Source organism: Streptomyces flavusporus (assembly GCF_046267975.1).
GTDB classification, from domain to species: Bacteria; Actinomycetota; Actinomycetes; order Streptomycetales; family Streptomycetaceae; genus Streptomyces; species Streptomyces flavusporus.
Genome location: NZ_CP176503.1, coordinates 3,853,547 through 3,880,198, shown reverse-complemented (window position 1 = coordinate 3,880,198; position 26,652 = coordinate 3,853,547). Strand labels below are relative to the sequence as shown.

Below are 26,652 nucleotides of genomic sequence, written 5' to 3'. Positions count from 1 at the left end.
GCGGCAAGAGTTATGAAACATCCCTTACCTCCCCGGAATGGCTGATTAACGGGGGCGTCACGAAGGGCAAGGTCGGTTCATGGACTGGCTGAAGAAGCTCCCCGTCGTCGGCCCCGTGACCGCCCGCCTGATGGCCACGCACGCGTGGCGGTCGTACGAGCGGCTGGACCGTGTGAAGTGGACGCGGCTGGCCGCGGCGATGACGTTCACCAGCTTTGTCGCGCTGTTTCCGCTGCTCACCGTGGGTGCCGCGATCGGTGCCGCCACGCTCAGCGCCGAGCAGCAGCAGGAGCTGCAGGACAAGATCGCCGAGCAGGTGCCCGGCATCTCCAAGCAGCTGAACATCGGCGCCCTGGTCGACAACGCCGGCACCATCGGCCTCATCGCCGGTGCCCTGCTGCTGTTCACCGGCATCAGCTGGGTCGGCTCGATGCGCGACTGTCTGCGGGCGGTGTGGGAGCTGCCCGACAGCGAGGAGAACCCCGTTCTGGTCAAGGCCAAGGACGCGGGTGTCCTGATCGGTCTCGGCGGCGCGCTGCTGGTCACCCTCGCCGCGTCCACCGTCGCCTCGGCCGCCGTCACCTGGATCGCGCGCCAGCTGGGCCTGGCCGAGCACGGCTGGGGCAGCCTTCTGCTGCGTATCGCCGCGTTCGCCGTCGCCGTACTGGCCGACTTCCTGGTCCTGCTGTACGTGCTCACGCTGCTGCCGGGCGTCGAACCGTCCCGGCGCCGGCTGATCGTGGGCGCGTTGATCGGCGCGATCGGCTTCGAGCTGCTGAAGCTGCTGCTGAGCGGCTATATGCAGGGCGTGGCCGCGAAGAGCATGTACGGCGCGTTCGGCGTCCCCGTCGCCCTGCTGCTGTGGATCAACTTCACGTCGAAGCTGGTGCTGTTCTGCGCCGCCTGGACGGCGACGCAGAGCAAGGAGGCCGAGAAGGCGGAGGTCAACGGCGGCGACGCACCAGATCCGGCAGCGGCCAGCGGCGATTGACCAGGAACACCCCGCCCGCGAGCAGCACCAGCAGCCCACCGGTGATCGCGAGCGCGACCCCGATGCCGCTGGACCCGCCCTCGGTCCTGGCGCTCGCCACGGGCTTGGCCGAGCCGCCCCCGGAGGTACCCGCACCACCGGCCTCGCCCGCCTCGCCGGAAGCGGTCGCACCGGGCTCGGCGCCGGCCTGCGCGGCACCCTTCGGCGGCACCAGCTCACCGACCGGCTCCACCTTCCCGGCCGCCTTGAAGCCCCAGTCGAACAACCGCGCGGTCTCCTTGTAGACCTCGTTGTGCTCGTCGTTCTGCGGGTTCATGACGGTGACGAGCAGCACCCTGCCGCCTCGCTCGGCGACGCCGGTGAAGGTGGCCCCCGCGTTGGTGGTGTTGCCGTTCTTGACGCCCGCGATGCCCCGGTACTGGGAGAGGCCGTAGTCGCCGGTCAGCAGTCGGTTGGTGTTCTGTATCTCGAAGGACTTGCGGACGGGCTTGCCCTTCTTGTTCTTCGTCGTCGTGCCCGGGAACTTCGCGGTCGCCGTCGCGGCGTACTCGCGGAAGTCCTTCTTCTGCATCCCGGAACGGGCGATCAGGGTCAGGTCGTACGCGGAGGAGACCTGGCCGGGGGCGTCGTAGCCGTCGGGGCTGACCACGTGGGTGTCGAGGGCCTGGAGCTCCTCGGCGTGCTCGTTCATCTCCTTGACGGTGTTGTCGACGCCCCTGTTCATCGCGGACAGGACGTGCACCGCGTCGTTGCCGGAGCGCAGGAAGACGCCGAGCCACAGGTCGTGGACCGTGTAGGTCTCGTTCTCCTTTATCCCGACCATGCTGGAGCCGGCGCCGATGCCCGCCAGGTCGGAGACGGCGACCTTGTGCTTCATCGTCTTGGGGAACCTGGGCAGCACCGTGTCGGCGAACAGCATCTTCAGGGTGCTCGCCGGGGCCAGCCGCCAGTGCGCGTTGTGCGCGGCGAGCACCTCGCCGGACTCGGCGTCGGCGACGATCCAGGAACGGGCACTGACGTCCTTGGGCAGCACCGGAACCCCGTCGGCGAGGTTCACCTGCGTGCCCGGCCGGCCGAGCCGCTCGCCGCCCACGGTCGACATGTTCGCCGGGGGAGTGGCCGACGGGCTCGCCGAGGAACTGGGCGACGGGCGCGGCGCCGCGAGAGCCGCGGGCGCGGTCAGCGAAACAGTCAACAGGGTTGCGGATGCGAGCAGTAGGGATCGCCTGGCGGTCTTCTTGGGTGCGGGCACGAGCGAGAACGTACATGCCCGGGTTCGGGAAGTTCCGCCCCCCTCCCCACCCCGGGAACGGAACCGGACACCCGGCGGCGATACTGAACGTATGAAACTCAGCCGCCCGATCTCCTGGTTCCTGCTCGCCTTCGGGGTGTGGAGCTGGGTCATCTGGGTCACTTTCGTCAAGAACCTGATCAAGGACAGCAGCGGGCTCGCGTTCGACGACGGAGACCCGACGGCGTACTTCTGGGTGCATCTGACGCTCGCCGTCGTCTCCTTCGTATTGGGGACGGTCGTCGGGGCCATCGGGTTGCGCGGACTGCGCGCACTGCGCCGTACGTCATAGCAACCGGCACCCGGTCGAAGAGAGAAGCAACAGCATGGTGATCGTCTTTCTGCTCGTCGTCGTGAGTGTCCTCGTGGTGGCGAACTGGTATCTGTGGCGCCGCCTGTTCCGCGACACGACGCAGAGCCCGGGCCCGGTGCGCCGCACGGGCGCGGTACTGGTCGCCGGTGGCTGGGCGCTCGCCATCGGCGCGCTTGTCGCCGAACGCACGGGCGCCCCGTTCTGGTTCCAGCGCACCCTCGCCTGGCCGGGATTCATGTGGCTGGCACTGTCCATCTACCTGCTGCTGGCCCTGCTCGTGGGTGAGGTCGTACGACCGCTGCTCCGCCGCTTCCTCGAACGCCGGGACCGCGAGCGGGCGTCGGCCGTGGCCGGCATACCGCAGCCGGAACTCATCACGGCGGGCAGTACCGCCGCGCAGCCGGAGGCCACCGACCCCCCGCAGCCGCCGGACCCCGCCCCCGCCCCCACACCCGCCCCTTCTCGTCGTCTGTTCGTCTCCCGGGTCGTCGCCGGCGCCGCCGCCGCGGCGGCCGTCGGAACCGTCGGCTCCGGCACGTACGGCGTCCTGAACGGGCCGACTGTGAAACGCGTCACCGTCCCGCTGGCCAAACTCCCGCGCGCGGCGCACGGTTTCCGGATCGCGGTGGTCAGCGACATCCATCTGGGCCCGGTCCTCGGCCGGGGCTTCGCCCAGAAGGTCGTGGACACGATCAACTCGACACAGCCCGACCTCATCGCGGTCGTCGGCGACCTCGTCGACGGCAGTGTGAAGGACCTGGGGCCCGCTGCCGCACCCCTCGCCCAGTTGACGGCCCGACACGGCGCCTACTTCGTCACCGGCAACCACGAGTACTTCTCCGGCGCCGAGCAGTGGGTGGAAGAGGTACGGCGACTCGGCCTGCGCCCCCTGGAGAACGCTCGCACGGAACTGCCCCACTTCGACCTCGCGGGCGTCAACGACGTGGCCGGCGAGGAGGAGGGCGACGGCCCGGACCACGCCAAGGCCCTCGGCGACCGGGACGCGGCACGCGCGTGCGTGCTCCTGGCCCACCAGCCCGTGCAGATCCACGAGGCCGTCGAGTACGACGTCGACCTCCAGCTCTCCGGCCACACCCACGGCGGCCAGCTCTGGCCCGGCAACCTCCTTGCGGCCGCCGCCAACCCGACCGTGGCGGGCCTGGAGCGCTACGGCGACACCCAGCTGTACGTCAGCCGCGGAGCGGGCGCCTGGGGGCCGCCCACGCGCGTCGGCGCACCCTCCGACATCACGGTGATCGAGCTGGCCTCGCCCCGGTGACACACAGCCGTACCACCCCGTCGGAGCGCTCCACGCCGAGCCGCACCGGCACGTCGGCGGGTGTGTGGATACGGACGTTGCCCAGGAAGTTGCCGAGTATCCGGCGCAGCATGCCCTTGTCGTACAGCCGGAGGTAGCCGCGTATCGCGGACAGCGGGGTGCGCAGTTCGTGCGAGGCGTCGGCGGCGAAGCGGCGCAGCTGGACGTCGGCGATGCTCACCTCGTCCGCCACGACCAGCACGGTGCCGGGAGCCGTCGTCATGCCCCCAGTAGCGGCGCGGGCACTGACAACCGGTCCGTCTTCGCTTTGAAGTTCGTTGAGAGTCATGGGCGGGTCGTGTCCACGCCCGCGCCGGGCCGCCGATCCTGTTGTCCAGGACCTGGGGTACCAACCGACAACGGATGAAGGAGCGTTGAGCGTGGCGACATTGGCATGATGGTGCTGTCGGCACCGGCTGGTGGTCCGTTGCTGCCGCTTGTGGTCGCGATCTTCGGCGTGGGCACGGGCATGTTCTCCACCCGGCTGCTCAGCCATGCCACGAACGTCCCCGAACTCGCCTCGTTCCTGTCCACGTTGATCGGTCTCGGCGTCGGCATCGACTACGCCCTGTTCATCGTCACGCGGCACCGGCGCGGGATCCTGCGCGGCATGGCCCCGGAGGAGTCGGCGGCCACCGCCCTCAACACCTCCGGCCGGGCTGTGCTGTTCGCCGGCGGCACGGTGTGCATCGCGCTCGCCGGGATGCTGGTGACGAACCTGCGCTTCCTCGACGGTGTCGTCATCGGCACCTCACTGACCGTCGTCCTGAGCGTGCTCGCGGCCGTCACCCTGCTGCCCGCGATGCTCGGCTTCCTCGGCCACCGGGTGCTCAGCCGCCGCCAGCTGGCCGCGCAGGGGCCCGAGCCGGAGCGGCCGACCGGCCCCGCGTCGGTGGTCCACGGCTTCGTCCGCACGGCGGAGGGCGAGCCGGTGGAGGGCGCGGCGGTGACGCCGCTCTCGCGCGGCGGACGTCAGCTGGACCGGGTCACGCCCCTGGTGGACGGCTCGTACATCGTGGCGGTGCCGGGACCGGGCACATATCTGCTGGCGGCGACGGCGACCGGGCTGGCCTCACGGGCAGGGCATGTGGTCGCCGGGGAGGGGCCGCTGGTGTACGACGTGGAGCTGGCGGAGATGGCTGAGGGGGAGGTGGACGCGGTGAACTAGTCACGGCTGCCCGGCCTTGAGGATCTGTTCCACGTCGAGGGTGACCTCGGAGCCGATGGCATCCACACCGTCGCCCTGGTCATCGACGAGGACCAGCACCGGCCGCCGGCCGAGTACTGCCGCGTCATGCTGTCTCGTCTGCGCGAGCACTACCACGCCCGCGCCCAGGCCCGCTGACAGGCGGGTGCGAGCGGGCCCGCCAGTTCGTCACTGTGCTCGCACGATCGGCCGATCCCCGGGCCGAGGTCTGGCTCGTTGACATGTGCAGCAGCGCAAGCCTGCCGTACCCGGACATGTGGGGAGAGGAGACCCGGTGGAGCTCTCAGCCCGGCACGTGCCGTGGCGACACTTCGAGGACGAGCATGACGACATAAGGCTCGCTGAAGTGTGCGACGGAGTACGTTCGATTACCGAAGGGGACGGAGTCGAGGATCCCCATGCCGTCGTCGCCTTGGCCATCGCCGACGCCGAGGAAGCCGTGCGCCTTCTGACCGCAGCACAGTACCTGGCACCACTGCCCACCAGCGCACACGAGACCCTCACCGAGGTCGGTCGCCTGTTTGGCGACGACGCGAAGCTGTTCACGGCGGACCATGACCTCGATACGCCCGCTCACCGCGCCCGTGAACGCTGCGGATGCCGGATCGAGCTCACCGCCCGTGACGGCGCGCTGTGGGACTTCCGTCGCGAAGACAGTGAATGGTGCCTCGTACGCGGGGCTGACGGCCACTGGGTGGAACTCGCCGCCTCGGACGCATGCGCCGACCCACGTCACCTGACCGCCCTGATCCGCTCGGCCGCATCACTTCCGACGGTTCGGACCTGCCCAAGACCGAGTAGCGATGACCAAGACCACCGACGCTGTCATGGCACTCCCCGAAGCCGCCGCGCCCCTGCGCCCCTCTCACGGCTACGTCAACGGTGACGCCCGCATGACCTCGTCGACGAAGAGCGACGGGCACGCTGTTGACGGAGCGACCGGATCAGGAATGTTCCCCTGACGGAAGCGGATGCTGATGCGGAACCGACAGCCGCCACGGACACCCTGGGCCGAGCCGCCCTGCCCCCCCCACCGAGCAGCCGGGCGCGGACCGCCTCATCGCCCCACGCGCCCTCATGAACCAAACCCTGATCGCCGTGGCGCAGCGCACCCCACACCAGACCGCAGCAGCTCTGCAGGCGACGCTCGGCGCCGTCCCTGACCGGTGTATGGAAGGACAACCCCGCCGATGACCGATCGCACAACGACATCCCGGCCCGACATCCGTGGCTTTCGCGCGGGCGACGGACCGCAGGTGGTGGAGGTGTGGCGGCGCAGTGCGCCGGCCGACCCCGTCACTGCGGACCGCTTCCGCTCCCTGGTGCTGCTCGACGCCAACTTCGATCCGGAGGGTCTTCGGGTCGCCGTCGAGGGGAACCGTGTCGTCGGTGCGGCCTACGCGGTGCGCCGTCTGACGCCGATGACCGGCACCGACCTGGAGCCGGAGCAGGGCTGGATCCCGTTCTTCTTCGTCGACCCGGCCGCCCGCAGGCGCGGCCTCGGCCGTCGGCTGCTGGCCGACGCCCTCGACTGGCTGCACGGCCACGGCCGCACCCGGGTGGACTTCTCCTCGTACACCCCGAACTACGTCCTGCCCGGCCTGGACGCCGAGACGTACCCGGAAGCGGCCCTGCTCCTGGAGTCCCTGGGCTTTCGCACGCTGTACGAGGCGGAGGCGATGGATCGTGGCCTGGTGGGCTATCGCTTCCCGGAGGACGTCGCGCGCCACGTGGAGGAACTGACGGCGCAGGGCTACCGGTTCGCCACCCCGTCCGACGACGACCTGGTGGATCTGTTCGCGCTCGCCGGGAGCCACTTCGGTCCGGACTGGGCGTGCACGATCCGGGCATGTCTGGCCGCGGGCACGCCGCTCGACCGGATCGTCGTCGTCCGGGACCCTTCGGACCGCATGGTCGGCTGGGCGATGCACGGGGCGTTCGACGCGGTGGACGAGCGGTTCGGCCCGATCGGCGTGTTGGAGGAGATGCGCGGCATCGGACTCGGCGAGGTCCTCCTGCACCTGGTCCTGGAGAGGATGCGGGCGCGCCGCGCGCACTCCGCGTGGTTCCTGTGGACCGGCGCGCAGTCCCCGGCAGGCCACATGTACCGCAAGACCGGCTTCACCACGACCCGTGTGTTCCGCGTGATGCGCCGGACGGCCGCTCGATGACGCCGGCACGCCGCACCAGCCGTCTGAGCCGCCGCCACTTCGCGCTTGCGCTCCCCTCGGCGCTGCTCGCCTCCGGATGCGCGTCGCACCAGGGCACCGGGCGGCCCGGGGACCCGATCGTCCTCACCCTGCTCTCCCACTACGCGAGCGGGGTGCTCAAGGAGGCCCTACAGGGCCCGGTCGACGAGTGGAACGCCGGCCACGACCGGGTCAAGGTGCAGACCAAGGCCGTCGAGTTCACGGACCTGCTGACCACGTTCATGGTCCGGCAGGCCGCGGGCCAGGGCGCCGACATCCTCCACCCCTACTGCTTGTGGAACGGCCAGCTGGTCCAGGCCGGCGTCCTGCGGCCCGCTCCGGGGGAGCACGCCGAGGAGATCACACGCGGCTACAGCGAAGCTGCGGTCGACGCCGCCTCGGTGGGCGGCCGGGTCTACGGCTACCCGACCGAGGTGCAGACGTACGCCCTCTACTACAACAAGCGGCTGCTGCGGGAAGCCGGCATCGACGGCCCGCCACGCACCTGGCGGGAGCTGGAGGAGACCGCCTACCGCACCGCCAGGCATGACCGGTACGGCAACACATTGGTCCAGGGCTTCGGGCTGTCGACCGTTGACGACTCCACCACCGTCGGCCAGACACTCGCCCTGCTCAACGCCGCCGGCGGCAGGTTCCTCTCCGAGGACGGCAGGAGCACCGCCATCGACTCGCCGGCCGGACGGGCCGTGTTCGATCTGGAGCACCGCCTCGTCGTCAGAGGTGCGAGCGCCCCGGGTGTCAACGTCTACAAAGCGTTCCGGTCCGGGCAGGTGGCCATGGTGGTCAGCGCCGGCTGGTGGACCGGGAGCCTGAAGACCCTGATGGGCAAGGACTACCGCGACGTCGGCGTCGCGCCGCTGCCCCTCCCCGAGGCGGACGGCAAGCGCGCCACGCTCTCCACCGGCTTCATGCTGGGGGTCAACGCGGCCAGCAAGCACCCGCGCGCGGCCTGGGAGTTCCTGCGCTGGCTCAACACCGAGAAAGTGAACGTCAGAAGCGCCAAGGAGGGTGGGAAAGCGACCCGGATGAGCTCCCTACAGGTGTCGGTCGGCTCCCTGACCGGCCGCGCCGACGACATGCGCGGGCTCCTGGGCGCGCACAGCGACGCGAACCTGCGCCCCTTCCTGGACGCGCTGGCGTACTCGGTGCCGGAACCGAATGTGCCCGGCGCACAGCAGGCCAAATCGCTGCTGCGCAAGAACATCGAGGCGCTGTGGACCGGTCAGCAGTCAGTCGACCAGGCACTGCGCACCACCCGTCGTCAGGTCGATCGAGAGGTGTCGCGCTCATGGTGAACGCGCTGACGCCGGCGACGACCGAGCGGGCGGCGCCCAGCACGCGCTCCGCCGGGCCCGCCGTCGACGGCCGCGCCCGGTCCCGGCGCCGCCAGGCCGTCGTCGCCTATCTCTTCCTGGCGCCGACGTTGCTGTTCTTCGCCGTCTTCCTGATCCTGCCGCTCGGTTTCGCGCTGCTGCTGTCGATGTCCCGCTGGGCCGGGTTCGACCTCGGCGGCATCCAACCGGTCGGAACGGACAACTTCGCGGGCCTCTTCGCGGACGGATCGACGTTCCTGGCGCCGATCCTCACCAACACGCTGCTGTTCGCCCTGGGCACCGTGGTCCTTGCGCTCGCCGGCTCCGTGGTTGTCGCCACCTGCATCGACAACCTGCGTTTCCAGGGTCTGTGGCGCACCCTGTACTTCCTGCCGATCGTGACGACCGTCGTCGCCGTCGGCAACGTGTGGAAGTACATGTACGAGCCGGGCGGCCTCGTCAACGGCGTACTCAACGCCCTCGGACTCGGCTCGGTGGCCTTCCTCCAGGACCCGGACACTGCGCTGCCCTCGGTCGTGGTCGTCCAGGCCTGGGCCTCGGTCGGCTCGGCGGTCCTCATCCTGACTGCCGGGCTGAAGTCCATTCCCGAGTCGTACTACGAGGCCGCAGCGCTCGACGGCGCCGGGCCGGTCACCGTCTTCTGGAAGATCACACTGCCGCTGCTGCGGCCGTCCCTGCTGCTCGTGTGCATCACCCAGTTCATCAGCGGCCTGCAGTCGTTCGCGCTGATCACCGTGATGACCAAGGGCGGGCCGGGTGACGCGACCAACGTGGCTGCCCTGGAGATGTACCGGCAGGCCTTCTCGTACGGCCAGTGGGGCCCTGCGAGCGCCGCCGCCTTCGTACTGTTCGTGGTGGTCCTCGTGGTCACCCTGGCGCAGTTGTGGATCTTCCGGCGCAAGGAGGAGGACGCGTGATCCGCCGCCGTTTCCCGTGGTTGTCGTATCTGGTGGTCGTGACCGGCGCCGTGCTCACGGTGGTGCCGTTCCTCGACATGGTGATGACGTCGTTCAAGGGGGCCGGTGAGGCCGGCACGCTGCCGTACCAGTTCCTGCCCAAGGTGTTCGACCTGTCGAACTACCGGGCGGCGATCGACCAGCTCGATCTGCCGGTGCTCTTCCGCAACAGCGTCGTCGCAACCGCCGTGATCACCGGGTCGGTGCTGTTCACGTCATCACTCGCCGGCTACGCGCTGGCCAAACTCCGCTTCCCCGGCCGGAACTTGATCTTCCGACTCGTGCTGTCGACGATGATGTTCCCCCCGTTCCTCTTCTTCATCCCGCACTTCCTGATCCTGGTGCACTGGCCACTTGCGGGCGGCAACGACCTGTTCGGGCGCGGGGGCGCGGGCCTGACCGTCAGCATCGCCGCGCTCGCCATGCCGTTCCTCGTCAACGGCTTCGGAATCTTCCTGATGCGCCAGTTCATGGTCTCGATCCCGGACGAGGTCCTGGAGGCCGCGCGCATCGACGGTGCCGGCGAGTTCGCCGTGTGGTGGCGGATCGTCGTGCCGCAGACCAGGCCGGTCCTGCTGACGCTCGGTCTGCTGACCTTCGTCCAGGCGTGGAACGAGTACATCTGGGCGCTGCTCATCTCGACCGCCAACCCGGACGTGATGACCCTGCCCGTCGGCATCCAGTTCCTGCAGGACTACGTGGACCCGACCCGCACGATGCCGATCGTCATGGCCGGTCTCGTCCTGAGCATCCTGCCGGTCCTGATCCTCTTCCTGCTGCTGCAGAAGTACTACATCCGCGGCGTGATGCTCAGCGGGCTCAAGTGAGACGCTTCGGCACGCGCCCGACGTGAACTTCGCGGTGACAGGTGGGGCAGGCGCCCGCCCGGGTGGGCAGAGGATCTGAAGTTCTCGGACGACTTGGCAGAGGGTCAGGCCGGCGCCAGCCGCTGCAGGGTGCAGAAGGCGGGGGCACGGACAAAGGTGACGTGGTGGTGCCCGCATCTCCAGGTGCGGCCTTCGAAGCGGGCAAGTCCCGGGGCCTGCTTCCTCTCGCGGACTGGAGAAGTGCGGCAGCGCCGACTCCACCGAGGCCTCGGTGGCGTCCCGCCCCGCTCCTTGCCGTCGGCGCCGGCTCGGACGATCCGGCCGTCGGCGTCGCGCCGGACGTGCACCTTGCGCTCGTGCCCGGTCCTGGTCAGGGCGCGGAAAGCGAGCTGCTCGACGAGTCGTTCATCATGCGAGCGCAGGCCCTGGAGCACGGCTACCAAGGGACGGAGCCGGCGCCGACGATGTCCACGCCCTCGCCGGCAACCAGCAACGGGGCGGGGAAGGCGCGGTGCACACGCCGGCACATCGCGTCGATGCGCCTTGGCCAACTGGCACAGCACCTCGTGCCGCTCGGTGCCGTGCCAGTGGTCCGAGGTGGGCCTGGCGCCGCTGCACGCGGCATCGTCAGCTGGACGGGACGGTGACGGCCCGGGCGTTCCAACCAGAGACACGTACGCGTGGGGTGCCGTCCGGATCGACTGTCCGATGGGAGGCCACCAATGTTGCCGATTCGCCCGGCCACAGGCTGATCTGATTGTCGTTCCAGTGGACGGGCAGCGTGGGAGTCCTCCCGTCCGCGGAGACCAGGTCGACGTCGGTGAGCAGAGCGGGGGCGTTCGTGGTGCCCGGGTGGCGGAGGGCCACGGTCGTCGTCGATGTGCCGGCCCCAGTCACCTTCGTTGTGGCTGTCACGTCCAAGGTGACCTGCGGCATCGAGTTCAGTCCCGTCAGGTCGGCGTAGGAGGTGGTGGGGGTGTAGTACCAGTCGGTCTTGGCGTAGTCGAGGACGTCCTTGCGGGTGGAGAGCCAGTAGACGTTGCGGCCCAGTTCCCGGCCGGTGGCGTCGGTGAGCAACAGCCGGGCCAGGTACGTCTTTGTCAGGCCGGTGACCGAGGCCGGGAGGGTCAGCGAGGTGGTGGTCACGCCGCGGGCTTCGACGTCGACACCGGTCACCGTGCGGTCGTACTTCTTGGTCCCGTCGGTGTTGAAGAGCGTGACCCGGGCCTTCAGCCCTGAGGCGGCGGTGCTGCGGTTGTTGACGATGCTCACCGTGCGGTTGTCGTAGCCGTACTGGATGTGGAGGGGTTCGTTGGCCTTCTTCGCGCCGAAGTAGGCCCCGTTCTGGTCCAGATAGCGGTCGATGAGCTGCCAGTGGAGGGAGGTCCAGCCGCTGTTGAGCATCCAGTAGATGACGCCGGTCGCGGGGGCGGTGGTGTCCTTGGCGTTGCGGGAGTACGCCTCGAACTGCGCCCGGACGTTCTCGTACTGGGCGAGCTGGGCCTTGCGCACGTAGTCGCCGAGATCGGTCGGGGGTCCGTAGCGGCCGGCGAGCGCGGCGTTGTACAGCTTGAGTGTCGAGAATGTGGGTGAGGGAGAGCGGTGGTACTGCGGAGCGGAGGGTTGCTTCCAGAGGGTCTCCAGCTCGGCCGGGGTCAGCATCCGCCGCAGTGTGTCGAGGGTGGGGATGCTCGGGCCGGCGCTGGTCTCGGAGTTGAAGCCGGTGGCTCCTCCCTCGCGTTTGTCGTACCAGTAGCTGGGCGGCACCCAGTCGTAGGGGCCGGTCATCCGCATCCCGGAGCGGCCGGTGACGGGGGTCGGCTTCCCGGAGGCGGAAGGGATCACGGGCACGTTCCAGTCGGCCGCCCGCAGCGCTTTGAGGTATCCCGACTCGATCTCGGCGTTGGGCGCCGCGTCGCTGCCGATCAGGAACGAGATCACGCTGGGATGGTGGCGCAGCCGGGCCGCCTCGGCGGCCATCGACGCCTGGGCGACTGCGTGGTCGGCGGCGTCCCACTTCTCCCCGGACTCCGTGGGGTTGACCTCCCCTTCCCACTTGTTGCAGCACTCCCAGCCGGCGATCGTGAGGATCCCGTACCGGTCGGCGAGGTCGAAGAACTCGTCGGGCTCGAGGTGGCCTTCCAGGCGCAGCGTGTTCAGGCCCAGGTCGCGGACGTACTGCATGCGGTGCTCGGCGTAGGCGTGGTCCCAGCGCAGGAACTCGTCGGGGGACCAGCCCGCGCCCTTGATCAGCAGCGGGCGGCCGTTGATCCGGTACTGGCGCGCGCCGTCGGCATTGATCGGTGCTTGAACGTCGCGGATACCGAAGGTGGTGTGTGCGGTGTCGGAGGTGACCCCGTCGACCCTCACGGCCAGGTCGAGGTCGTACAGGGGCTGCCCACCCATCCCGGCGGGCCACCATACGCGTGGCGAAGCCACATGAAGTCCGGGGTGGTCGGCCGGGGAGAAGACCACGGTCCGGCTCTCCCCGGGCGCCAGCGTCACCTGCCGGCTGAGGGCTGCGGGCCCGGCCGTGCCGGAGAGGAGCGCCGTGACGGTGTCGGGTGAGTCGTTGCGCAGGCGGGCCTTCACGGTCAGGTCCGCGGAGGCGAGCGACGGCACGGCCAGGTCGGTCACGACGTGGGCGTCACGGAGGACCACCGGGCCGCTGCGGCGGACGACGACGTCGCGGACGATGCCCATGTTCCGGTCCGGTGGCGGCTGCAGCCAGTCGAGCCAGCCCACGGTGAGATGCTTGCGCGAGTCGTTGGGCTGCACCCGGAAGGCGACCGTGTTGGTGCCCGGCCTGACCAGAGCGGTGATGTCCAGCTCGTGTCGGGTGTAGGTCCCCGCGACCTGGCTCGCCGTCGAGATCCGACGGCCATTGACGAAGACGTCGGCGGCAGAGGTTACCCCGCTGAAGTCGAGATACGTACGACCTGCCCGGCCGTCGACCGAGAAGTCGGACCGGTACCACCACGGGACCGTGAAGTCGGCGGCAGGGATCAGCTTCTGGTTGGTGGAGTGAAATGGGTCGGGGTGGACGCCGGCCGCCAGCAGGGCGGCGAGGACGGTGGAGCGAGGGCCGGCCTGGTACCAGCCCTTCGTCGGATAGCCGGGGCTGGACACCTCGGCCGCCGGGTCCGTCACCCGGGCCGTCGACTGGATCATGAACCCGGCCAGAGCCGTGCCGGAGTCATGTCCGACGGTGACCGCGGCGGCAGCCGGCGTACCGATCGCCGCCCGGCCAATAAAACCGACCGGGGTGAGGGCAGGGGCCAGGAGGACAAGCAGGCCGAGGAGGGCGCAGACGACGGACCGGCCGGATACCCGAGCCCGGAGGTGTGACGGACCACGGGCCGGAATGGACGGGGACGGGTAACCAGGGCGGCACGGCGACACCCTGCCCAGCAGTTGAGGCATGCCATTCAGCATGGTGACGAAACCTTGACAGCCGACGCTCCACATGCCGCGCGTCGCCCGATCGCAGCAACCGAGGAGGGCGGGGAGGAGTAATTCCGAGGTCCTCAGGTGTTGCGCGCAACCCGGATGACGGGAGTGTGGGCCCCCTGACCAAACCCTACTGGCCATTCGTTGCCAGACGGCTCGCCTCCTCCCACGACGTCAGCTCCTGGACGCCGTCGAAATAGGGCGCCGCTTCGGCCGGCTCCAGGACGGCTTCGAGTTCGAGCGGGGCGTCAACGCGCGGAAGGAACCGCACGGCCTGGTCGCGCTGGTCGCCACTTCCTGCGGGCTGAGGAAGCTGCGGAGCCTGGCCCGGTGGCTGGGCGCCCTTCCGAGGAAGCTGCGGAAGTCACCTTCTGACCGAGTCTGCGACGTCGGTTCGTTTCGAAGTCACCCAGGGGTTTGCGGTGGGACGGCGGAGCGTGCTTCCACTGCTGGGGAACCTCACACTCAATGTCGATCTGTACGCAGCGATCCGCCATGACCCTGCGGCAGCATGTCAGACGGGCTTTGCAGCCGGCTCGGCGGACCTTGAGGACCACATCACCCGATAGTGATCAACCCGCCCGCCCCTTGCCTCCCGGATCCGGCATCACCTTCGTCATCCCCGGCAAGAAGTCCGTGAACAGCTCGTGCACCTCCAGCACCAGCGGCCGCAGCACCCGGAACCGCGCCAGCGACACCCCCCGAGCCGTCAGCCGCGCCCCCCGCTCGGCCAGTCGGTAACTCCGTTCGCGCCCTTGCGTGCGGTCGAAGATCCAGTACAGGCACAGGCCCATCTGAGCCAGCCACATCAACTCGGGAAGAACATCCCGCAGTTCCTCCGGCACCTTCGCCCCGGACCCGGCCAACACCTCCCGGTGCACGCTGATCGCCTCCACGCGCGCGTGCTCCGACTCCGGCGAGAACGGGCTGAGCGGGCTGTCCGGGTCGGCGGCGTTCTTGAAGAACTGCACCGCGAACTCGTGGTACGGCGTCGCGACGTCCAGCCATGCCTTCAGGACGCCCGCGAGCCGCGCCTCCAGGTCGGTCTCGCGGTCCAGGACGTCGCGGACCGCCTCCTGGTGCTCGGCGGCGATCCGGTCGTAGAAGCCCTGGACCAGGTGCTCCTTGCCGGCGAAGTAGTAGTACGCGTTGCCGACGGAGACCCCGGCCTCCTTGGCGATGGCCCGCATGGTGGTCCTGTCGTACCCGCGCTCCCTGAACAGCCGCATCGCAGTCTCCAGGATCAGCGCACGCGTCTGCTCGGACTTGGTCGGCGTACCGCTCCCCTCGGGGTGGTCGCTCGGCGCGGGACTGTCGTTCTTCGCAGGCACGAAGAGAGCCTAGCCAGTGGGATTCAGGGCCTCCGCCCCAGCTCCGGCCGCTTGCTGTAGTCCGTGAATCCGAGGATGTTCCCCCACGGATCGGCGATCTCGACGGTCCAGCCGGTGGCCACGGGGGAAGGGGCGTCCAGGAGGGGGATGCCGGCCTCGGTCAGGGCATGGGCCGCCGTGCGCGCGTCCGGCACCTCGAGCCACACCCGCGGCGACGGCCAGGGCGGCGGACGGTGCCCGAACTCCTCCTCCCGCCGCAGCAGAATTCCGGGCGTCTCACCTCCGACCTTCAGCAGTGCGATCCCGGCCTCGTCGAGCCGGAAGTCCGTCGCGAACCCGGCCCGCTCGTACCACCGCACGGCCTCGTCGAGGTCCCCGACGGGCAGCAGTACGTTGTCGAAGCCGAGCAGCTCGTACGACTGGTCATCTGACATGTCCTCAGGTTAGGTGCACGCCGAAGCCCGGCCACGGACACCGGACCGCGGGCCGACCATGTGATCACCCGTTGAGGTGAGGCCGAGGCCGAAGGCCCGTTGCCGATGACACGAAGATCACGGATCCGACCGTCCTGAGCCAGCTGTAGGTGACGTACGCGGATCTCCGGGAGCCCGACACAGCGAGGGCTCCCGGCCCGGCGTACCGGACGGGGAGCCCTCGCTGTGCTGACGGAAGGTCAGAAGCGCCGGGTGATCAGCGCCCTCTTCACTTCCTGGATCGCCTTCGTGACCTCGATGCCGCGCGGGCAGGCGTCCGTGCAGTTGAAGGTCGTGCGGCAGCGCCAGACGCCGTCGCGGTCGTTGAGGATCTCCAGGCGCTGCTCGCCGGCCTCGTCACGCGAGTCGAAGATGAAGCGGTGCGCGTTGACGATGGCCGCCGGGCCGAAGTACTGCCCGTCGTTCCAGAAGACCGGGCAGGACGACGTGCAGGCGGCGCACAGGATGCACTTCGTCGTGTCGTCGAAGCGCTCGCGGTCTTCGGCCGACTGCAGACGCTCACGCGTCGGCTCGTTCGTGTCCTTCGTGATCAGGAAGGGCATGACGTCCCGGTACGCCTGGAAGAACGGCTCCATGTCCACGACCAGGTCCTTCAGGACCGTCAGGCCCTTGATGGGCTCGACCGTGATCGGCTTCTCGGGGTTGATGTCCTTGATCAGCGTCTTGCAGGCCAGGCGGTTCTTGCCGTTGATCCGCATGGCGTCCGAGCCGCAGATGCCGTGCGCGCAGGAGCGGCGAAACGTGAGCGTGCCGTCCAGGTCCCACTTGATCTTGTGGAGGCCGTCGAGGACGCGCTCCTTGGGGTCGATCTCCAGCTGGAAGTCTTCCCAGGTCGCCTCCGCCGAGACCTCCGGGTTGAACCGGCGGACCCGGAAGGTGACGGTGATGTACGGGGTGGCCGTGGACTCCGCCTCGGCCTTGTCCAGAACAGGGGTAGCCATCAGTACTTACGCTCCATCGGCTGGTAGCGGGTCTGGACGACCGGCTTGTAGTCGAGACGGACGGACTCGGTCCCGTCGGCGCCGACCTCGCGGTACGCCATGGTGTGGCGCATGAAGTTGACGTCGTCGCGGTTGGGGTAGTCCTCGCGGTAGTGACCGCCGCGGGACTCCTTGCGGGCCAGCGCGGACACCGCCATGACCTCGGCCAGGTCGAGCAGGTTGCCCAGTTCGACGGCCTCCAGGAGGTCCGTGTTGAACCGCTTGCCCTTGTCCTGGATCGCCACGTTCTTGTAGCGCTCGCGCAGCTCGGCGATCTTCTCCACCGCCGTCTTGATCGTCTGCTCGGTGCGGAACACCATGACGTTGGCGTCCATGGTCTCCTGCAGCTCGCGGCGGAGAGTCGCCACACGCTCGTTGCCGGTCGACGTCCGCAGGCGCTCGATCTGCTCGACGACCAGGGACTCCGGGTTCTCCGGCAGCTCGACGAAGTCCGCCGTCTGCGAGTACTCCGCCGCCGCGATACCGGCCCGCTTGCCGAACACGTTGATGTCCAGCAGGGAGTTCGTGCCGAGACGGTTCGCGCCGTGCACGGACACGCACGCGACCTCACCGGCCGCGTACAGGCCCGGGACGACGGTGGTGTTGTCGGCGAGGACCTCGCCCTCGACGTTGGTCGGGATGCCGCCCATCGCGTAGTGCGCCGTCGGCTGGATCGGGATCGGGTCCGTGTACGGCTCGATGCCCAGGTACGTGCGCGCGAACTCGGTGATGTCGGGCAGCTTGGCGTCCAGCTGCTCCGGCGGCAGGTGGGTCAGGTCCAGGTAGACGTGGTCGCCCTCGGGACCACAGCCGCGGCCCTCACGGATCTCGGTGTAGATCGAGCGCGAAACCACGTCTCGCGACGCGAGGTCCTTCATCACCGGCGCGTACTTCTCCATGAAGCGCTCGCCGTCCTTGTTGCGGAGGATGCCGCCCTCACCACGGGCGCCCTCCGTCAGCAGGATGCCCATGCGCCAGATGCCGGTCGGGTGGAACTGGAAGAACTCCATGTCCTCCAGCGGCAGACCCCGGCGGTAGACCGCGGCCTGGCCGTCACCGGTCAGCGTGTGCGCGTTCGACGTCACCTTGAAGAACTTGCCGCAGCCGCCGGACGCGTAGATCACGGCCTTCGCCTGGAAGACGTGGATCTCGCCGGTGGCGAGTTCGTACGCCACCACACCGGCCGACTTCTTGATGCCGTCGACCTCGGTGATCAGCTGGTCCAGGACGTAGAACTCGTTGAAGAACTCCACGCCCTCCTTGACGCAGTTCTGGTACAGCGTCTGGAGGATCATGTGGCCGGTGCGGTCGGCCGCGTAGCAGGAGCGGCGGACCGGGGCCTCGCCGTGGTTGCGGGAGTGACCGCCGAAGCGGCGCTGGTCGATGGTGCCGTTCGGGGTGCGGTTGAACGGCAGGCCCATCTTCTCCAGGTCGAGGACCGAGTCGATGGCCTCCTTCGCCAGGATCTCGGCGGCGTCCTGGTCGACCAGGTAGTCACCGCCCTTGACCGTGTCGAAGGTGTGCCACTCCCAGTTGTCCTCCTCCACGTTGGCCAGCGCCGCGGCCATGCCGCCCTGCGCGGCGCCCGTGTGGGAGCGGGTGGGGTAGAGCTTGGTCAGCACGGCGGTGCGGCTGCGCTTCGTCGACTCGATGGCGGCGCGCATGCCCGCGCCGCCTGCGCCGACGATGACGGTGTCGTACTTGTGGATCTTCATGAGTGGATACCTCAGCCCCGTGCCTAGCGGATGTTCGGGTCGAAGGTGAAGATCACCAGCGTGCCCAGCAGGATGGTGAACACCGTTGCGGTGTACAGCAGGCCCTTCAGCCACAGGCGCGTGTTCGCGCGCTCCGCGTAGTCGTTGATGATCATGCGCAGACCGTTGGCGCCGTGCAGCATCGCCAGCCACAGCATCAGCAGGTCCCAGACCTGCCAGAACGGCGACGCCCAGCGGCCGGCCACAAAGGCGAAGCCGATCTTGGAGACGCCGCCGTCCAGCACGAGCTGGATCAGCAGGTGCCCGATGACCAGGACGACCAGGACGATGCCGGACAGGCGCATGAAGAGCCAGGCGGCCATCTCGAAATTGCCGCGCGTGGTCTTCGGGGTCTTCTTGGTGCGCTTGCGCGGGGGCTCGATGAGCGGTGCGGGGTTGTCGACCGTGTAGACGGAGCCGCCCTCGACGGGGCCGATCCCGGAAGCGGTCTTTTCAGTCGTGGACATTGGCGTCAGCTCCCGAACACTTCACGAGCGGCGTGGCCGAGAACGGGGTAGATCGCCCCGAGCATCAGCACGACCCAGATGCCCACGACCGTCCAGAGCATCTGCTTCTGGTAGCGCGGGCCCTTCGACCAGAAGTCGACGGCGATGACACGCAGGCCGTTGAGCGCGTGGAAGAGGATGGCGGCGACGAGGCCGTACTCCAGCACGGCGACGATCGGCGTCTTGTACGTGGCCACGACCTCGTCGTAGGCCTCGGGGGAGACACGGACGAGTGCGGTGTCCAGCACGTGTACGAACAGGAAGAAGAAGATGAGGACGCCGGTGACTCGGTGAGCCACCCAGGACCACATTCCTTCCCGGCCGCGGTACAGCGTTCCAGCCGGCACGGAAGAACCCTCCGGGAGCGGGGATTAGGGCCTGCCGGCTTCGTTGGTCGGACGGGCCCGGCCGGGTACGGTCCACCGGCCCCCAGCATCGTATCCACGGTTGCCTGCGGCGCTTACGGGGGGCCTGCGGATGTGATCAAACCGGCAGTCGAACGGGCTATTCGGGTGGAGTGTGCTGTTATGTGCCGGGTTTAGCGCCGTTTGGGCTGGTCGCGCAGTTCCCCGCGCCCCTTAGGGCGTTCACCAAACGTCCTCTTGCCAGGCGACGGAGTTCCTCTGCTGCTACCACCCGCTCCTCCTCCGGATCGTTGGCCAATCGTGACCGGATCGATGCCAGGATCTGGTCGAGGGCCTCGTCCGGAGGGAGGTCGTCCACGTAGATGACGAACGCATGTCCGAATCGGGACTCGTATGCCGCCTGCGCCGCGCTGAGTGCCGTGTGGGCGGCGGAGTACACGCCCTCGGGCAGCTCGGGCAAGGCCTCCGCCGCCAGCGCCTCCGCCAGGTCCCCCGGTGTCAGGTCGTACGCCGCCTCGTCGGATGCGGCGAGCAGGGCGTCCAGGTCGGGGTAGGGGCGGTGGGCGGTGAGGCGGTGGGCCCAGTGGGGGCTGCGCAGGCAGGTGAGGAGGATGCGCTGCACCGCCTCGGCGGGGGCCGTGTTGAACAGGTCCAGCGGGGCAGGGGTGCCGCGGGTCTGTTCCGGTAAGGCGACTTGGCCGGGGAGGTCGGGGAAACGGTGCGCAGGCAGCGTGGGTCCTTGTGGGCGTCACGTGTGTGTCGGCAGGGGATCTTGTGAGAGGTGTGTCGTCACGTTATCGAGAGTGGTCAGGGACTGTCCGATAGATGCGCGAATTTCACCCGCACGGCAGAGTTTGAGTGCGCGCGGTGGACGCTCGACGGCCTTAGGTTGGCGGAGTGAGCCAGCACAGACGCCGGACACCGGCGACGAAGGTGAAGCGGAGGCGGGTGCTGATCACGGCGGCCGTCGCCGGCGTGATCGCGGTCGGGCTGAGCCTGGGCGTGTGGGCCGTGGAGGGCGGCAGCGGTCCGGCCGGTTCGGCGAGCCGGCCCGCGGACACCGCCGCACCGACGGCCTCCGACCGCGATGCCGCGGCCGCGCCGACCCCGTCGCCCACCCGCTCGTACCCCCTGTCCACGGCCCCTCGCACGATCCCCGCCGTCCGCGACCACACTCCGGGGCGCGGCCCCGGATGGCGCCCGGCGCGTGGGTACCGCGTGGTGGTGAGCGACGCGGACCTGGCCGACGAGGGGCGGCTGATCGCCGGTGAGCTGGGGCTGTCGTACGGCGGTGAGAAGGATGACGTGCGCGCCGGGGACGTACGGCTGGCGCTCGGCGGCGAGGCGGGTGCGGACCCGGAGTCGTACACCATGACCGTGCGCGGCGGGCGGGTGACGATCAGCGGGCCTGCCGACGCGGGCGTCTTCTACGGCACCCGCACGCTGAAGCAGACCGTGCACGGCGGTGGCACGGCGCCGGAGGGCATCGTGCGCGACGAGCCGGCCAAGCCGCAGCGCGGGCTGATGCTGGACATCGCCCGCAAGCACTTCACCGCCGACTGGATCGAGGACCGGATACGGGAGCTGGGTGACCTGAAGTTCAACCAGCTGGGCCTGCACTTCTCCGACGACCAGGGCTTCCGCATCGAGTCCGACAAGCATCCGGAGATCGTGTCCGAGGAGCACCTGACCAAGGCGGAGGTCAGCAGGATCGTCGACCTCGCGGAGAGCCGGCACATCACGGTGGTGCCCGAGATCGACTCGCCGGGGCACCTGGGCGCGATCATCGCAGCCCATCCCGATCTGCAGTTGCGCAACGCGCAGGGTGTGGCGGCGCGCGGTGCGGTGGACATCTCCAAGCCGGCCGCCGCCGAGATCGTCGACGAGCTGATCGACGAGTACGCCGACCTCTTCCCCGGCGGGCAGTGGCACCTCGGCGGTGACGAGTACCGGGCGCTGACGGCCTCCGACCCCCAGGCCTCGTACCCGCAGCTCGCGGCCGCCGCTCGGGAGGCGTACGGCTCCGGCGCGACCGTCGCCGACCTCGCCACCGGCTGGCTCAACGACCGCGCCGCCACCGTCCGCGCCCACGGCCGCACCCCGCGCGCCTGGAACGACGGGTTCTATGCCGGTACGACCGTGCGGCCCGCCAGGGACATCAAGGTCGCGTACTGGACGGGCAAGGAGATCGGCGCGCGCATCCCGGTCGAGTATCTGAGGGCGGGCCGCGAGGTCATCAACTACAACGACGAGTTCCTGTACTACGTCCTCGGGCAGCCGCAGACCTTCGTCTATCCGACGGGGCAGCGGATCTACGAGCGGTGGACTCCGCGCGTGCTGCGCGGTACCCAGGCGGTTCCGGCGCAGTACGACGACCAGATCCTCGGCGGCTCCTTCGCGGTGTGGTGCGACCTCGCGAACTCCCAGACGCAAGCCCAGGTGGCCGCCGGCATCCGGATGCCGCTGCGGGCGACGGTCCAGAAACTGTGGGATCCGGGGCGGCCCGGGTTGTCCTGGGCGGAGTTCAAGGCGCTGGCGGACCGACTGGGCTAATCTTCGGGCACATTGGGTAATCGGCTGCTCTCTTTGGGTGATATAGTGGTGTGGTCGGTTACAGCGGAGCGCCTGTTATCGGCGAGGTGTGACTTTGCGCGACCAGAGGATCGTGCCGAGAGAGCTACCCGTCGGGGCGCTTGCGGCCGAGGACCGCAGGAGGGCGGACCAGCCCTGCCGAGGACTTCGCGCAGCCAGTGAGGCGTAAGACGCGGATCGCCGAAGCAGACCAGCGCGCCCTCTGACCCCGAGGACCGCTTGCGGGGCAGTCTGAGTAATCCGGATTGCGGCGCCTGGCCAATACTGGCCAGCGTCGTTAGGGGCGGTACGTCATGGACAGCGACTGTGGTCGCTGAAGGCGGCGGCGCCGGACAGCCGTCTGGACGACCTGTCCGGCCCGCGCCGCCATGGCCAGGCGCATCGGCGCCGGAAACGAGGGGCTGACCCTCGAGGACTACGTCCTCGAACCTCGCGACGCCGCCGAACGGGCCGTTGCCTGGGCCGCGGAGGCCGGTCACATCGTGCCCGCCGGGCCGCTGCTCGACGTCCTGACCGCCGACCCCGACCCGGCCCCGCTCCCGCGGGACCCCCTGGCCGAAAACCTCTTCTTCCGCTTCCTCGACCGGCTCGGCGTGGTACCCCTGTGACACTGCGGCGGCGTGGCGCGCAGTAAGGGGAAGTGCGGGCTCCGTAAGGGATGGCGCCCCGGAGCAGGAGGCGTGGATGAGCCTGGTGGAACTGATCGCGCAGGCCGACGAACGCGGACTGGTCGCCAGTGGGCTGGCTTGTTTGGATCGGTGTGTGCCCTTGTATCGGTGTGTGCCCTTGTTGGGCGGTGGCGACGAGGTGCTGCGCCCGCTGTGGGCGAACCTCGCGGACGGCTCGGACACGGGCGAGTGGGGCGCTCTGCTGGACAAGACGCGCGCACAGCTGGGCGTCGCGGACGTCATGGACGCCGAGGACATCGAGGACGAGGCCGCGTTGCTGGTCCGGCGGATGCTGGCCGCCGCCCCGGGTGTCCGGTCGGCCGCAGAGGCGCGGGTGTGGGCCGACGGCTGCTCGGTCGCCTCCCTGCAGATCCACCGCCTCCTCGACCCCGCCGAGGACGGCGCGGACTTGGTCGACTCCCACCGCGCGGGCCGTACGGAGGGCATGTCGCCGCTCGTCGCCGCCGAACTGCGCCGCCAGATCACCGTCCTGGAACTGCTCGCCGAGCACGGCTCGGGCGGATTGCGCCGGGCGCTGGAGGTCTCCACGGAGGGGCGGCGGGTGCTGCGGGCGGTCGTGTCGCGCCGGGCGCGTCACGCGTAAACCGGATTGCCGGAAAGAATCCTGTGACCGTCCTGGGGTGGCGTTGGGACGGTCCTGCGCCGGTTGCGGGAACCCGCCGGATCCGTGTGACGAATCCTCGCGCCGTCGCGCTCTTCGGAGTGTGACGACTGTGACGACAGAGCAGGGAACCAGGCCCTCAGCTGCGACGAAGCCGGTGCGCTGGGCGGCGGACGCGGTGGCGACGCTGCGCGAGGGGGCGCGGCTGCACCTCGACTACTCGGCGCAGAGCCTGTGGCGCGTCGACCGGCTGATCGACGAACTGCGCCGGGAGGAAACGCCGTACGCCGCCGTGGAGAGCGTGCTGCGCGGCCTGGGTGCGTACGCGGGTGAGGTGATCGTCCGTCAGACCGGCGCCGAGTGGTGGGCGACCGGGGGCGACCACTGGGTCCGCACCCCCGACGGCCGCCTCTGGGACCCGGTCGACGAGGCCCGCCGCTGCTTCTCGGGCGACGGTTCGCTGCGGCTGCTCTGCCGGGACGCGACGCTCGGTACGACAGGGCGGTGACGGCCGGGGCCCAAGTGCCGCGCGGGCCCCGGCCGTCGGATCCGCGGCTACGGCGTCAGGGTCTGGCCCAGCATGCCGTCCGTGGGGGTGCCCAGGGCGGACTTGCTGAGGATGACCGTCTGGGCGTAACCCAGGCCCGTGCTGTTGCTCGGCAGGTACATCAGGATGCCGTCGCCGCCGTCCTCGCCCGAGGCGCCGAACGTCAGGTCGGCGCGCCCGTATCCGGACAGGTCGGTGAGCGAGACGGCTGAGCCGAACCCGTCGTTGGACTCGGTCGAGCCGGGGACGCCGGTGGTGTCCTGTGAGATCGCGAGCGAGCCGGAGCCGGTGAGGCCGGTCGAGCTGCCCTTGATCAGGAGTGCGTTGCCCGCGTTGACCTGGTTCACCCCGCTGCGGGTGAGGTCCTCGTTCTTGGCGCCGGCGAGGACGTCCGGGTAGCCGTCCGCGTCGTAGTCGCCGATGGAGACGGAGATGCCGAGGGCGTCGCCGGACTCGTTGCCGCCGGGGACATCGGCGGTGTCCTGGTGGACGACCTTCATGCCGGTGGTGGTGAAGCCGGTCGACGTGCCGAGCAGCATGGTGACCTGGCCGCCGGAGATGGCGCCGGACTCGGCGGCGACGGGCTGGCCGATGACGATGTCGTCGTAGCCGTTGGCGTTGATGTCGCCCGCGGCGATGGAGCGGCCGCCCTTGACGGAGATGACGCCGGCCTTGGTCAGACCGGTCGCGGAGCCCGCGAACCGGGCCACACGCCCGATGCCCGCGGTGTCCCGGTAGTTGAGGGCGACGTCCGCGTAGCCGTCCCGGTTGAAGTCGCCGGTCGCGGCGTCGAGGTGGGCGAGCGAACCCGTGGCACTGGTCAGCGTGCCGGACGCGGTGGCGCCGCCGGACAGCCGCACGTGCCAGTTGCCGCCCTTGCCGGTGCCCGCCGAGAAGACGTCCGCCTTGCCGTCGGCGTTGAAGTCGCCGACCGTGACGGTGGAGCCGAGCTTGGCGCCGGCGGCTGTGACCGTGCCGGACGTGGTGTACGAGAAGCCCTTGGTGAGCGTGGGGCCGTACATCACCGTGACCTGGCCGCGGTCGGTGTTGCCGCCGGCGTCGTCCTCGCCGGGGGAGCCGATCGCGAGGTCGGCGTGGCCGTCGCCGTTGTAGTCGCCCCACGCGGTCGAGGCGCCGAAGGAGTCACCGGCCTCGGAGGAGTCGGGGACGCCGGCGCTGTTCTGGGTGAGGCCGATGCGCGACGCCGTGACGGGGCCGTCGATGCCGCCGGGGATCACGGTGACCCGGTTGGCCGCCGGCGTACCGGCGACGAGGTCGCTGACGCCGTCCCGGTTGTAGTCCGAGGTGGCCAGGGCGTGCGAGATGCCCGGCGTCTTGGCGAGGGAGCGGATCAGGCCCAGCTTGGGGTACAGGTTGGCGCCGGGGCAGGCCGTGGCGTTGGTGTCCTTGTGCCCGAAGACGCGCGGCAGGGTGATCTGCTCGCCCAGCGGCACGTTGTTGCCGCTGTAACCCTTCTCCGCGCGGGAGGTCAGCGTGACGCTGGTCGTCGGGTCGATGCCGTACATCCCGAACTTCCAGGCGATGATCCGGGCCATGGCGTCGAGCGCGGCGCGGCTCGGCTTGGCGGTCTCGAAGTTGCCGATGTACGAGATGCCGAGCGTGTCGGTGTTGAAACCGGCGTCGTGCGCGCCGACCACCGGCAGGTCCATGCCGCCGCTGCGGCCCTCGAAGATCTGGCCGCACTTGTCGACGATGAAGTTGTAGCCGACGTCGAACCATTCCTGGGCCAGGTGCGCCTGCTGGATCGTCCGCATCCGGGCCGCGCTCTCGGCGCAGGAGAGCGTGTTGTCGTTGTCCACGCCGGTGTGGTGGACGACGGCGGCCTTGATGTCGGTGCCGTAGCTCGGCGTGCCGTTGTAGTCCGTCGACGCACCCCACTGGGCCTGCGTGATGATCGGCGGCTTGACGACGGTCGAGGGCCGGGGAGCGGGGACCGTGGAGGTCGGGGTGGGCGTGGGGGACGCCGTCGGGGAGGAGGTGTCCGTGGCCGTGGGCGTGTCCGTCGGCGTCGGCGTCGCGGTGTCGGTCGGCGTATCGGTCGGCGTGGGCGTGTCCGTGGCCGTCGGCGATTCGGTGACCGGGGCGCTGGTCTCCGCGACGAATGCGGCGGGCTCCATCCCGTCGGCGCCGACGGTGTTGGTGCCGATGCCCTCCGGGTCGGTGCCCGGGTCGAGCAGCTTGACGTCCATGCCGGCCGGCTGGCCCGTCGCCTCCGTGCCGTCGGCGTTCACCAAGCGGACCTCGATGCCGTCGGACGCGCCGGTCCACAGCGACTCGGTGCCACCGCGCGCGGCGGCGCGCTCCGCCTCGGCACCGTCGGCCTGGCTCGGCTCGGCCACCAGTTCCTGCCACTTCGACCACTTACCGGTCTCGATGTCCCGAGTGCGCACCTGGGGCCTGCCCTTGGCCTTCGCCTCCGGATCGTCCCAGGTCAGCACCACGGCGCTGAACCGGTCGGTGTCCCGCCGGTCCAGGCTCTTGCGGCCCCTGCCCTCGTCCTTCAGCTTCAGCGTGTGTACGGACGGCTTGCGGCTCTCCCGCTTTGCGTCGGCCGGTGCGGACGGATCCGCGATCGCGTACGTCACGACACCGGCACCGCTGAGCACGACGGCTCCCACCGTCAGCCACGCGCGTCTCTTGAGACTGAGCGGTTTGTATGCATGCGACGTACGACGCGTACGTCGAGTACGACGACTCAAGACGAATCCACCCCAAAGAAGGCCGTACAAGGCCAGAGAAGAAAGTCACGTGAGGCACATCCGTCACACGGATGGCCTGCTTCCCCCAGCGATTCGCGCCAGGTAAACGTCACAGCCCGGCGAGTTTAGTGACGTAGATCACATCGGACGGCTCAGTCGATAGCGATCCGGGGGCC

The 26,652-nt window shown here is 69.6% G+C and carries 24 protein-coding genes and 4 pseudogenes; 14 read left to right on the top strand and 14 right to left on the bottom strand.

Annotation, left to right across the window (positions count from 1 at the left end):
- Positions 1–79: 79 nt before the first annotated feature.
- On the top strand, positions 80–991 hold the full coding sequence (locus ACKTSN_RS18310) for a YihY/virulence factor BrkB family protein (protein WP_409470108.1): 912 nt from the start codon (positions 80–82) through the stop codon (positions 989–991).
- On the opposite strand, the gene ACKTSN_RS18305 is transcribed toward ACKTSN_RS18310, so the two are convergent.
- The gene (locus ACKTSN_RS18305; RefSeq protein ID WP_409470107.1) at positions 945–2,243 is read right to left on the bottom strand and encodes a D-alanyl-D-alanine carboxypeptidase family protein; all 1,299 of its coding nucleotides are present in this window, start codon (positions 2,241–2,243) and stop codon (positions 945–947) included. The genes ACKTSN_RS18310 and ACKTSN_RS18305 overlap by 47 nt on opposite strands.
- A 91-nt stretch (positions 2,244–2,334) precedes the next feature.
- Between ACKTSN_RS18305 and ACKTSN_RS18300 the strand changes: the two genes are divergently transcribed.
- The gene (locus ACKTSN_RS18300; RefSeq protein WP_129799148.1) at positions 2,335–2,574 is read left to right on the top strand and encodes an SCO4848 family membrane protein; all 240 of its coding nucleotides are present in this window, start codon (positions 2,335–2,337) and stop codon (positions 2,572–2,574) included.
- Positions 2,575–2,608: 34 nt separating this feature from the next.
- Positions 2,609–3,874 (top strand): metallophosphoesterase, encoded by a 1,266-nt coding sequence (locus ACKTSN_RS18295; RefSeq protein WP_409470106.1) that lies wholly within the window; start codon positions 2,609–2,611, stop codon positions 3,872–3,874.
- Here the strand turns inward: ACKTSN_RS18295 and ACKTSN_RS18290 are convergent.
- A pseudogene (locus ACKTSN_RS18290) lies at positions 3,858–4,076 on the bottom strand (sensor histidine kinase); the annotation flags it as partial. The gene ACKTSN_RS18295 and the pseudogene ACKTSN_RS18290 sit on opposite strands and share 17 nt — an antisense overlap.
- A gap of 264 nt (positions 4,077–4,340) precedes the next feature.
- Between ACKTSN_RS18290 and ACKTSN_RS18285 the strand changes: the two are divergent.
- Positions 4,341–4,836: pseudogene (locus ACKTSN_RS18285) on the top strand (MMPL family transporter); the annotation flags it as partial.
- On the top strand, positions 4,806–5,081 hold the full coding sequence (locus tag ACKTSN_RS18280; RefSeq protein ID WP_409470105.1) for a carboxypeptidase-like regulatory domain-containing protein: 276 nt from the start codon (positions 4,806–4,808) through the stop codon (positions 5,079–5,081). The pseudogene ACKTSN_RS18285 and the gene ACKTSN_RS18280, both read left to right, overlap by 31 nt.
- On the opposite strand, the gene ACKTSN_RS18275 is transcribed toward ACKTSN_RS18280, so the two are convergent.
- Both ACKTSN_RS18275 and ACKTSN_RS18270 read right to left on the bottom strand, forming a co-directional pair.
- Positions 5,082–5,231, bottom strand: coding sequence for a hypothetical protein (locus ACKTSN_RS18275; protein ID WP_409470104.1), 150 nt, complete (start codon positions 5,229–5,231; stop codon positions 5,082–5,084).
- Positions 5,232–5,403: 172 nt separating this feature from the next.
- Complete coding sequence (locus ACKTSN_RS18270) at positions 5,404–5,811, bottom strand: hypothetical protein (RefSeq protein WP_409470103.1); 408 nt, start codon at positions 5,809–5,811, stop codon at positions 5,404–5,406.
- A gap of 112 nt (positions 5,812–5,923) precedes the next feature.
- On the opposite strand from ACKTSN_RS18270, the gene ACKTSN_RS18265 reads away from it, so the two are divergent.
- The 5 genes from ACKTSN_RS18265 to ACKTSN_RS18245 all read left to right on the top strand — a co-directional run bounded on the left by ACKTSN_RS18265 (position 5,924) and on the right by ACKTSN_RS18245 (position 10,447).
- On the top strand, positions 5,924–6,082 hold the full coding sequence (locus tag ACKTSN_RS18265; protein WP_409470102.1) for a hypothetical protein: 159 nt from the start codon (positions 5,924–5,926) through the stop codon (positions 6,080–6,082).
- Positions 6,083–6,310: 228 nt separating this feature from the next.
- Positions 6,311–7,291 carry a GNAT family N-acetyltransferase gene (locus ACKTSN_RS18260; RefSeq protein WP_409470101.1) on the top strand — a complete coding sequence of 327 codons (981 nt, stop codon included), beginning with the start codon at positions 6,311–6,313 and terminating at the stop codon, positions 7,289–7,291.
- Positions 7,288–8,625 (top strand): ABC transporter substrate-binding protein, encoded by a 1,338-nt coding sequence (locus ACKTSN_RS18255; protein WP_409470100.1) that lies wholly within the window; start codon positions 7,288–7,290, stop codon positions 8,623–8,625. Before ACKTSN_RS18260 ends, ACKTSN_RS18255 begins: the two co-directional genes overlap by 4 nt.
- Positions 8,619–9,581 (top strand): carbohydrate ABC transporter permease, encoded by a 963-nt coding sequence (locus ACKTSN_RS18250; protein WP_409470099.1) that lies wholly within the window; start codon positions 8,619–8,621, stop codon positions 9,579–9,581. The genes ACKTSN_RS18255 and ACKTSN_RS18250 overlap by 7 nt, the downstream gene beginning before the upstream one ends.
- On the top strand, positions 9,578–10,447 hold the full coding sequence (locus ACKTSN_RS18245; protein WP_409470098.1) for a carbohydrate ABC transporter permease: 870 nt from the start codon (positions 9,578–9,580) through the stop codon (positions 10,445–10,447). The genes ACKTSN_RS18250 and ACKTSN_RS18245 overlap by 4 nt, the downstream gene beginning before the upstream one ends.
- 216 nt (positions 10,448–10,663) lie before the next feature.
- On the opposite strand, the pseudogene ACKTSN_RS18240 reads toward ACKTSN_RS18245, so the two are convergent.
- The 9 genes and pseudogenes from ACKTSN_RS18240 to ACKTSN_RS18200 all read right to left on the bottom strand — a co-directional run.
- Positions 10,664–11,025, bottom strand: a pseudogene (locus ACKTSN_RS18240) (DEAD/DEAH box helicase); the annotation flags it as partial.
- Positions 11,026–11,074: 49 nt separating this feature from the next.
- On the bottom strand, positions 11,075–13,870 hold the full coding sequence (locus ACKTSN_RS18235) for a glycoside hydrolase family 2 protein (RefSeq protein WP_409470097.1): 2,796 nt from the start codon (positions 13,868–13,870) through the stop codon (positions 11,075–11,077).
- A 599-nt stretch (positions 13,871–14,469) separates the two neighbouring features.
- On the bottom strand, positions 14,470–15,228 hold the full coding sequence (locus ACKTSN_RS18230; RefSeq protein ID WP_409470096.1) for a TetR family transcriptional regulator: 759 nt from the start codon (positions 15,226–15,228) through the stop codon (positions 14,470–14,472).
- A 23-nt stretch (positions 15,229–15,251) separates the two neighbouring features.
- Positions 15,252–15,662, bottom strand: a complete 411-nt coding sequence (locus tag ACKTSN_RS18225; protein WP_409470095.1) for a VOC family protein — start codon at positions 15,660–15,662, stop codon at positions 15,252–15,254.
- A 239-nt stretch (positions 15,663–15,901) separates the two neighbouring features.
- Positions 15,902–16,663 (bottom strand): succinate dehydrogenase iron-sulfur subunit, encoded by a 762-nt coding sequence (locus tag ACKTSN_RS18220; RefSeq protein ID WP_129803663.1) that lies wholly within the window; start codon positions 16,661–16,663, stop codon positions 15,902–15,904.
- On the bottom strand, positions 16,663–18,417 hold the full coding sequence (gene sdhA / locus ACKTSN_RS18215) for a succinate dehydrogenase flavoprotein subunit (RefSeq protein ID WP_409470094.1): 1,755 nt from the start codon (positions 18,415–18,417) through the stop codon (positions 16,663–16,665). The genes ACKTSN_RS18220 and sdhA overlap by 1 nt, the downstream gene beginning before the upstream one ends.
- Positions 18,418–18,440: 23 nt before the next feature.
- Positions 18,441–18,923 (bottom strand): succinate dehydrogenase hydrophobic membrane anchor subunit, encoded by a 483-nt coding sequence (locus ACKTSN_RS18210; RefSeq protein ID WP_409470093.1) that lies wholly within the window; start codon positions 18,921–18,923, stop codon positions 18,441–18,443.
- A gap of 5 nt (positions 18,924–18,928) precedes the next feature.
- On the bottom strand, positions 18,929–19,309 hold the full coding sequence (gene sdhC / locus ACKTSN_RS18205) for a succinate dehydrogenase, cytochrome b556 subunit (protein ID WP_129803666.1): 381 nt from the start codon (positions 19,307–19,309) through the stop codon (positions 18,929–18,931).
- A gap of 178 nt (positions 19,310–19,487) precedes the next feature.
- Positions 19,488–20,057, bottom strand: coding sequence for a 2-oxo-4-hydroxy-4-carboxy-5-ureidoimidazoline decarboxylase (locus ACKTSN_RS18200; RefSeq protein WP_409474859.1), 570 nt, complete (start codon positions 20,055–20,057; stop codon positions 19,488–19,490).
- A 167-nt stretch (positions 20,058–20,224) separates the two neighbouring features.
- On the opposite strand from ACKTSN_RS18200, the gene ACKTSN_RS18195 reads away from it, so the two are divergent.
- From ACKTSN_RS18195 to ACKTSN_RS18180, 4 genes and pseudogenes are all read left to right on the top strand, one after another.
- Positions 20,225–21,880 (top strand): beta-N-acetylhexosaminidase, encoded by a 1,656-nt coding sequence (locus tag ACKTSN_RS18195; RefSeq protein WP_409470092.1) that lies wholly within the window; start codon positions 20,225–20,227, stop codon positions 21,878–21,880.
- 326 nt (positions 21,881–22,206) lie between these two features.
- A pseudogene (locus ACKTSN_RS18190) lies at positions 22,207–22,527 on the top strand (hypothetical protein); the annotation flags it as partial.
- A 76-nt stretch (positions 22,528–22,603) separates the two neighbouring features.
- The gene (locus ACKTSN_RS18185) at positions 22,604–23,191 is read left to right on the top strand and encodes a hypothetical protein (RefSeq protein WP_409470091.1); all 588 of its coding nucleotides are present in this window, start codon (positions 22,604–22,606) and stop codon (positions 23,189–23,191) included.
- A gap of 130 nt (positions 23,192–23,321) precedes the next feature.
- On the top strand, positions 23,322–23,717 hold the full coding sequence (locus tag ACKTSN_RS18180; protein ID WP_409470090.1) for a hypothetical protein: 396 nt from the start codon (positions 23,322–23,324) through the stop codon (positions 23,715–23,717).
- A gap of 47 nt (positions 23,718–23,764) precedes the next feature.
- Here ACKTSN_RS18180 and ACKTSN_RS18175 read toward each other — a convergent pair whose 3' ends face one another.
- Complete coding sequence (locus tag ACKTSN_RS18175; RefSeq protein WP_409470089.1) at positions 23,765–26,383, bottom strand: FG-GAP-like repeat-containing protein; 2,619 nt, start codon at positions 26,381–26,383, stop codon at positions 23,765–23,767.
- Positions 26,384–26,652 lie beyond the last annotated feature (269 nt).

Coding starts and splice junctions, on each gene's coding strand:
- ACKTSN_RS18295 (WP_409470106.1), top strand. CDS start 2,609: ATGGTGATCGTCTTTCTGCTCGTCGTCGTGAGTGTCCTCGTGGTGGCG.
- sdhA (WP_409470094.1), bottom strand. CDS start 18,417: ATGAAGATCCACAAGTACGACACCGTCATCGTCGGCGCAGGCGGCGCG.
- ACKTSN_RS18310 (WP_409470108.1), top strand. CDS start 80: ATGGACTGGCTGAAGAAGCTCCCCGTCGTCGGCCCCGTGACCGCCCGC.
- ACKTSN_RS18235 (WP_409470097.1), bottom strand. CDS start 13,870: ATGCCTCAACTGCTGGGCAGGGTGTCGCCGTGCCGCCCTGGTTACCCG.
- ACKTSN_RS18300 (WP_129799148.1), top strand. CDS start 2,335: ATGAAACTCAGCCGCCCGATCTCCTGGTTCCTGCTCGCCTTCGGGGTG.
- ACKTSN_RS18210 (WP_409470093.1), bottom strand. CDS start 18,923: ATGTCCACGACTGAAAAGACCGCTTCCGGGATCGGCCCCGTCGAGGGC.
- ACKTSN_RS18250 (WP_409470099.1), top strand. CDS start 8,619: ATGGTGAACGCGCTGACGCCGGCGACGACCGAGCGGGCGGCGCCCAGC.
- ACKTSN_RS18255 (WP_409470100.1), top strand. CDS start 7,288: ATGACGCCGGCACGCCGCACCAGCCGTCTGAGCCGCCGCCACTTCGCG.
- ACKTSN_RS18185 (WP_409470091.1), top strand. CDS start 22,604: ATGAGCCTGGTGGAACTGATCGCGCAGGCCGACGAACGCGGACTGGTC.
- ACKTSN_RS18220 (WP_129803663.1), bottom strand. CDS start 16,663: ATGGCTACCCCTGTTCTGGACAAGGCCGAGGCGGAGTCCACGGCCACC.
- ACKTSN_RS18260 (WP_409470101.1), top strand. CDS start 6,311: ATGACCGATCGCACAACGACATCCCGGCCCGACATCCGTGGCTTTCGC.
- ACKTSN_RS18265 (WP_409470102.1), top strand. CDS start 5,924: ATGACCAAGACCACCGACGCTGTCATGGCACTCCCCGAAGCCGCCGCG.
- ACKTSN_RS18225 (WP_409470095.1), bottom strand. CDS start 15,662: ATGTCAGATGACCAGTCGTACGAGCTGCTCGGCTTCGACAACGTACTG.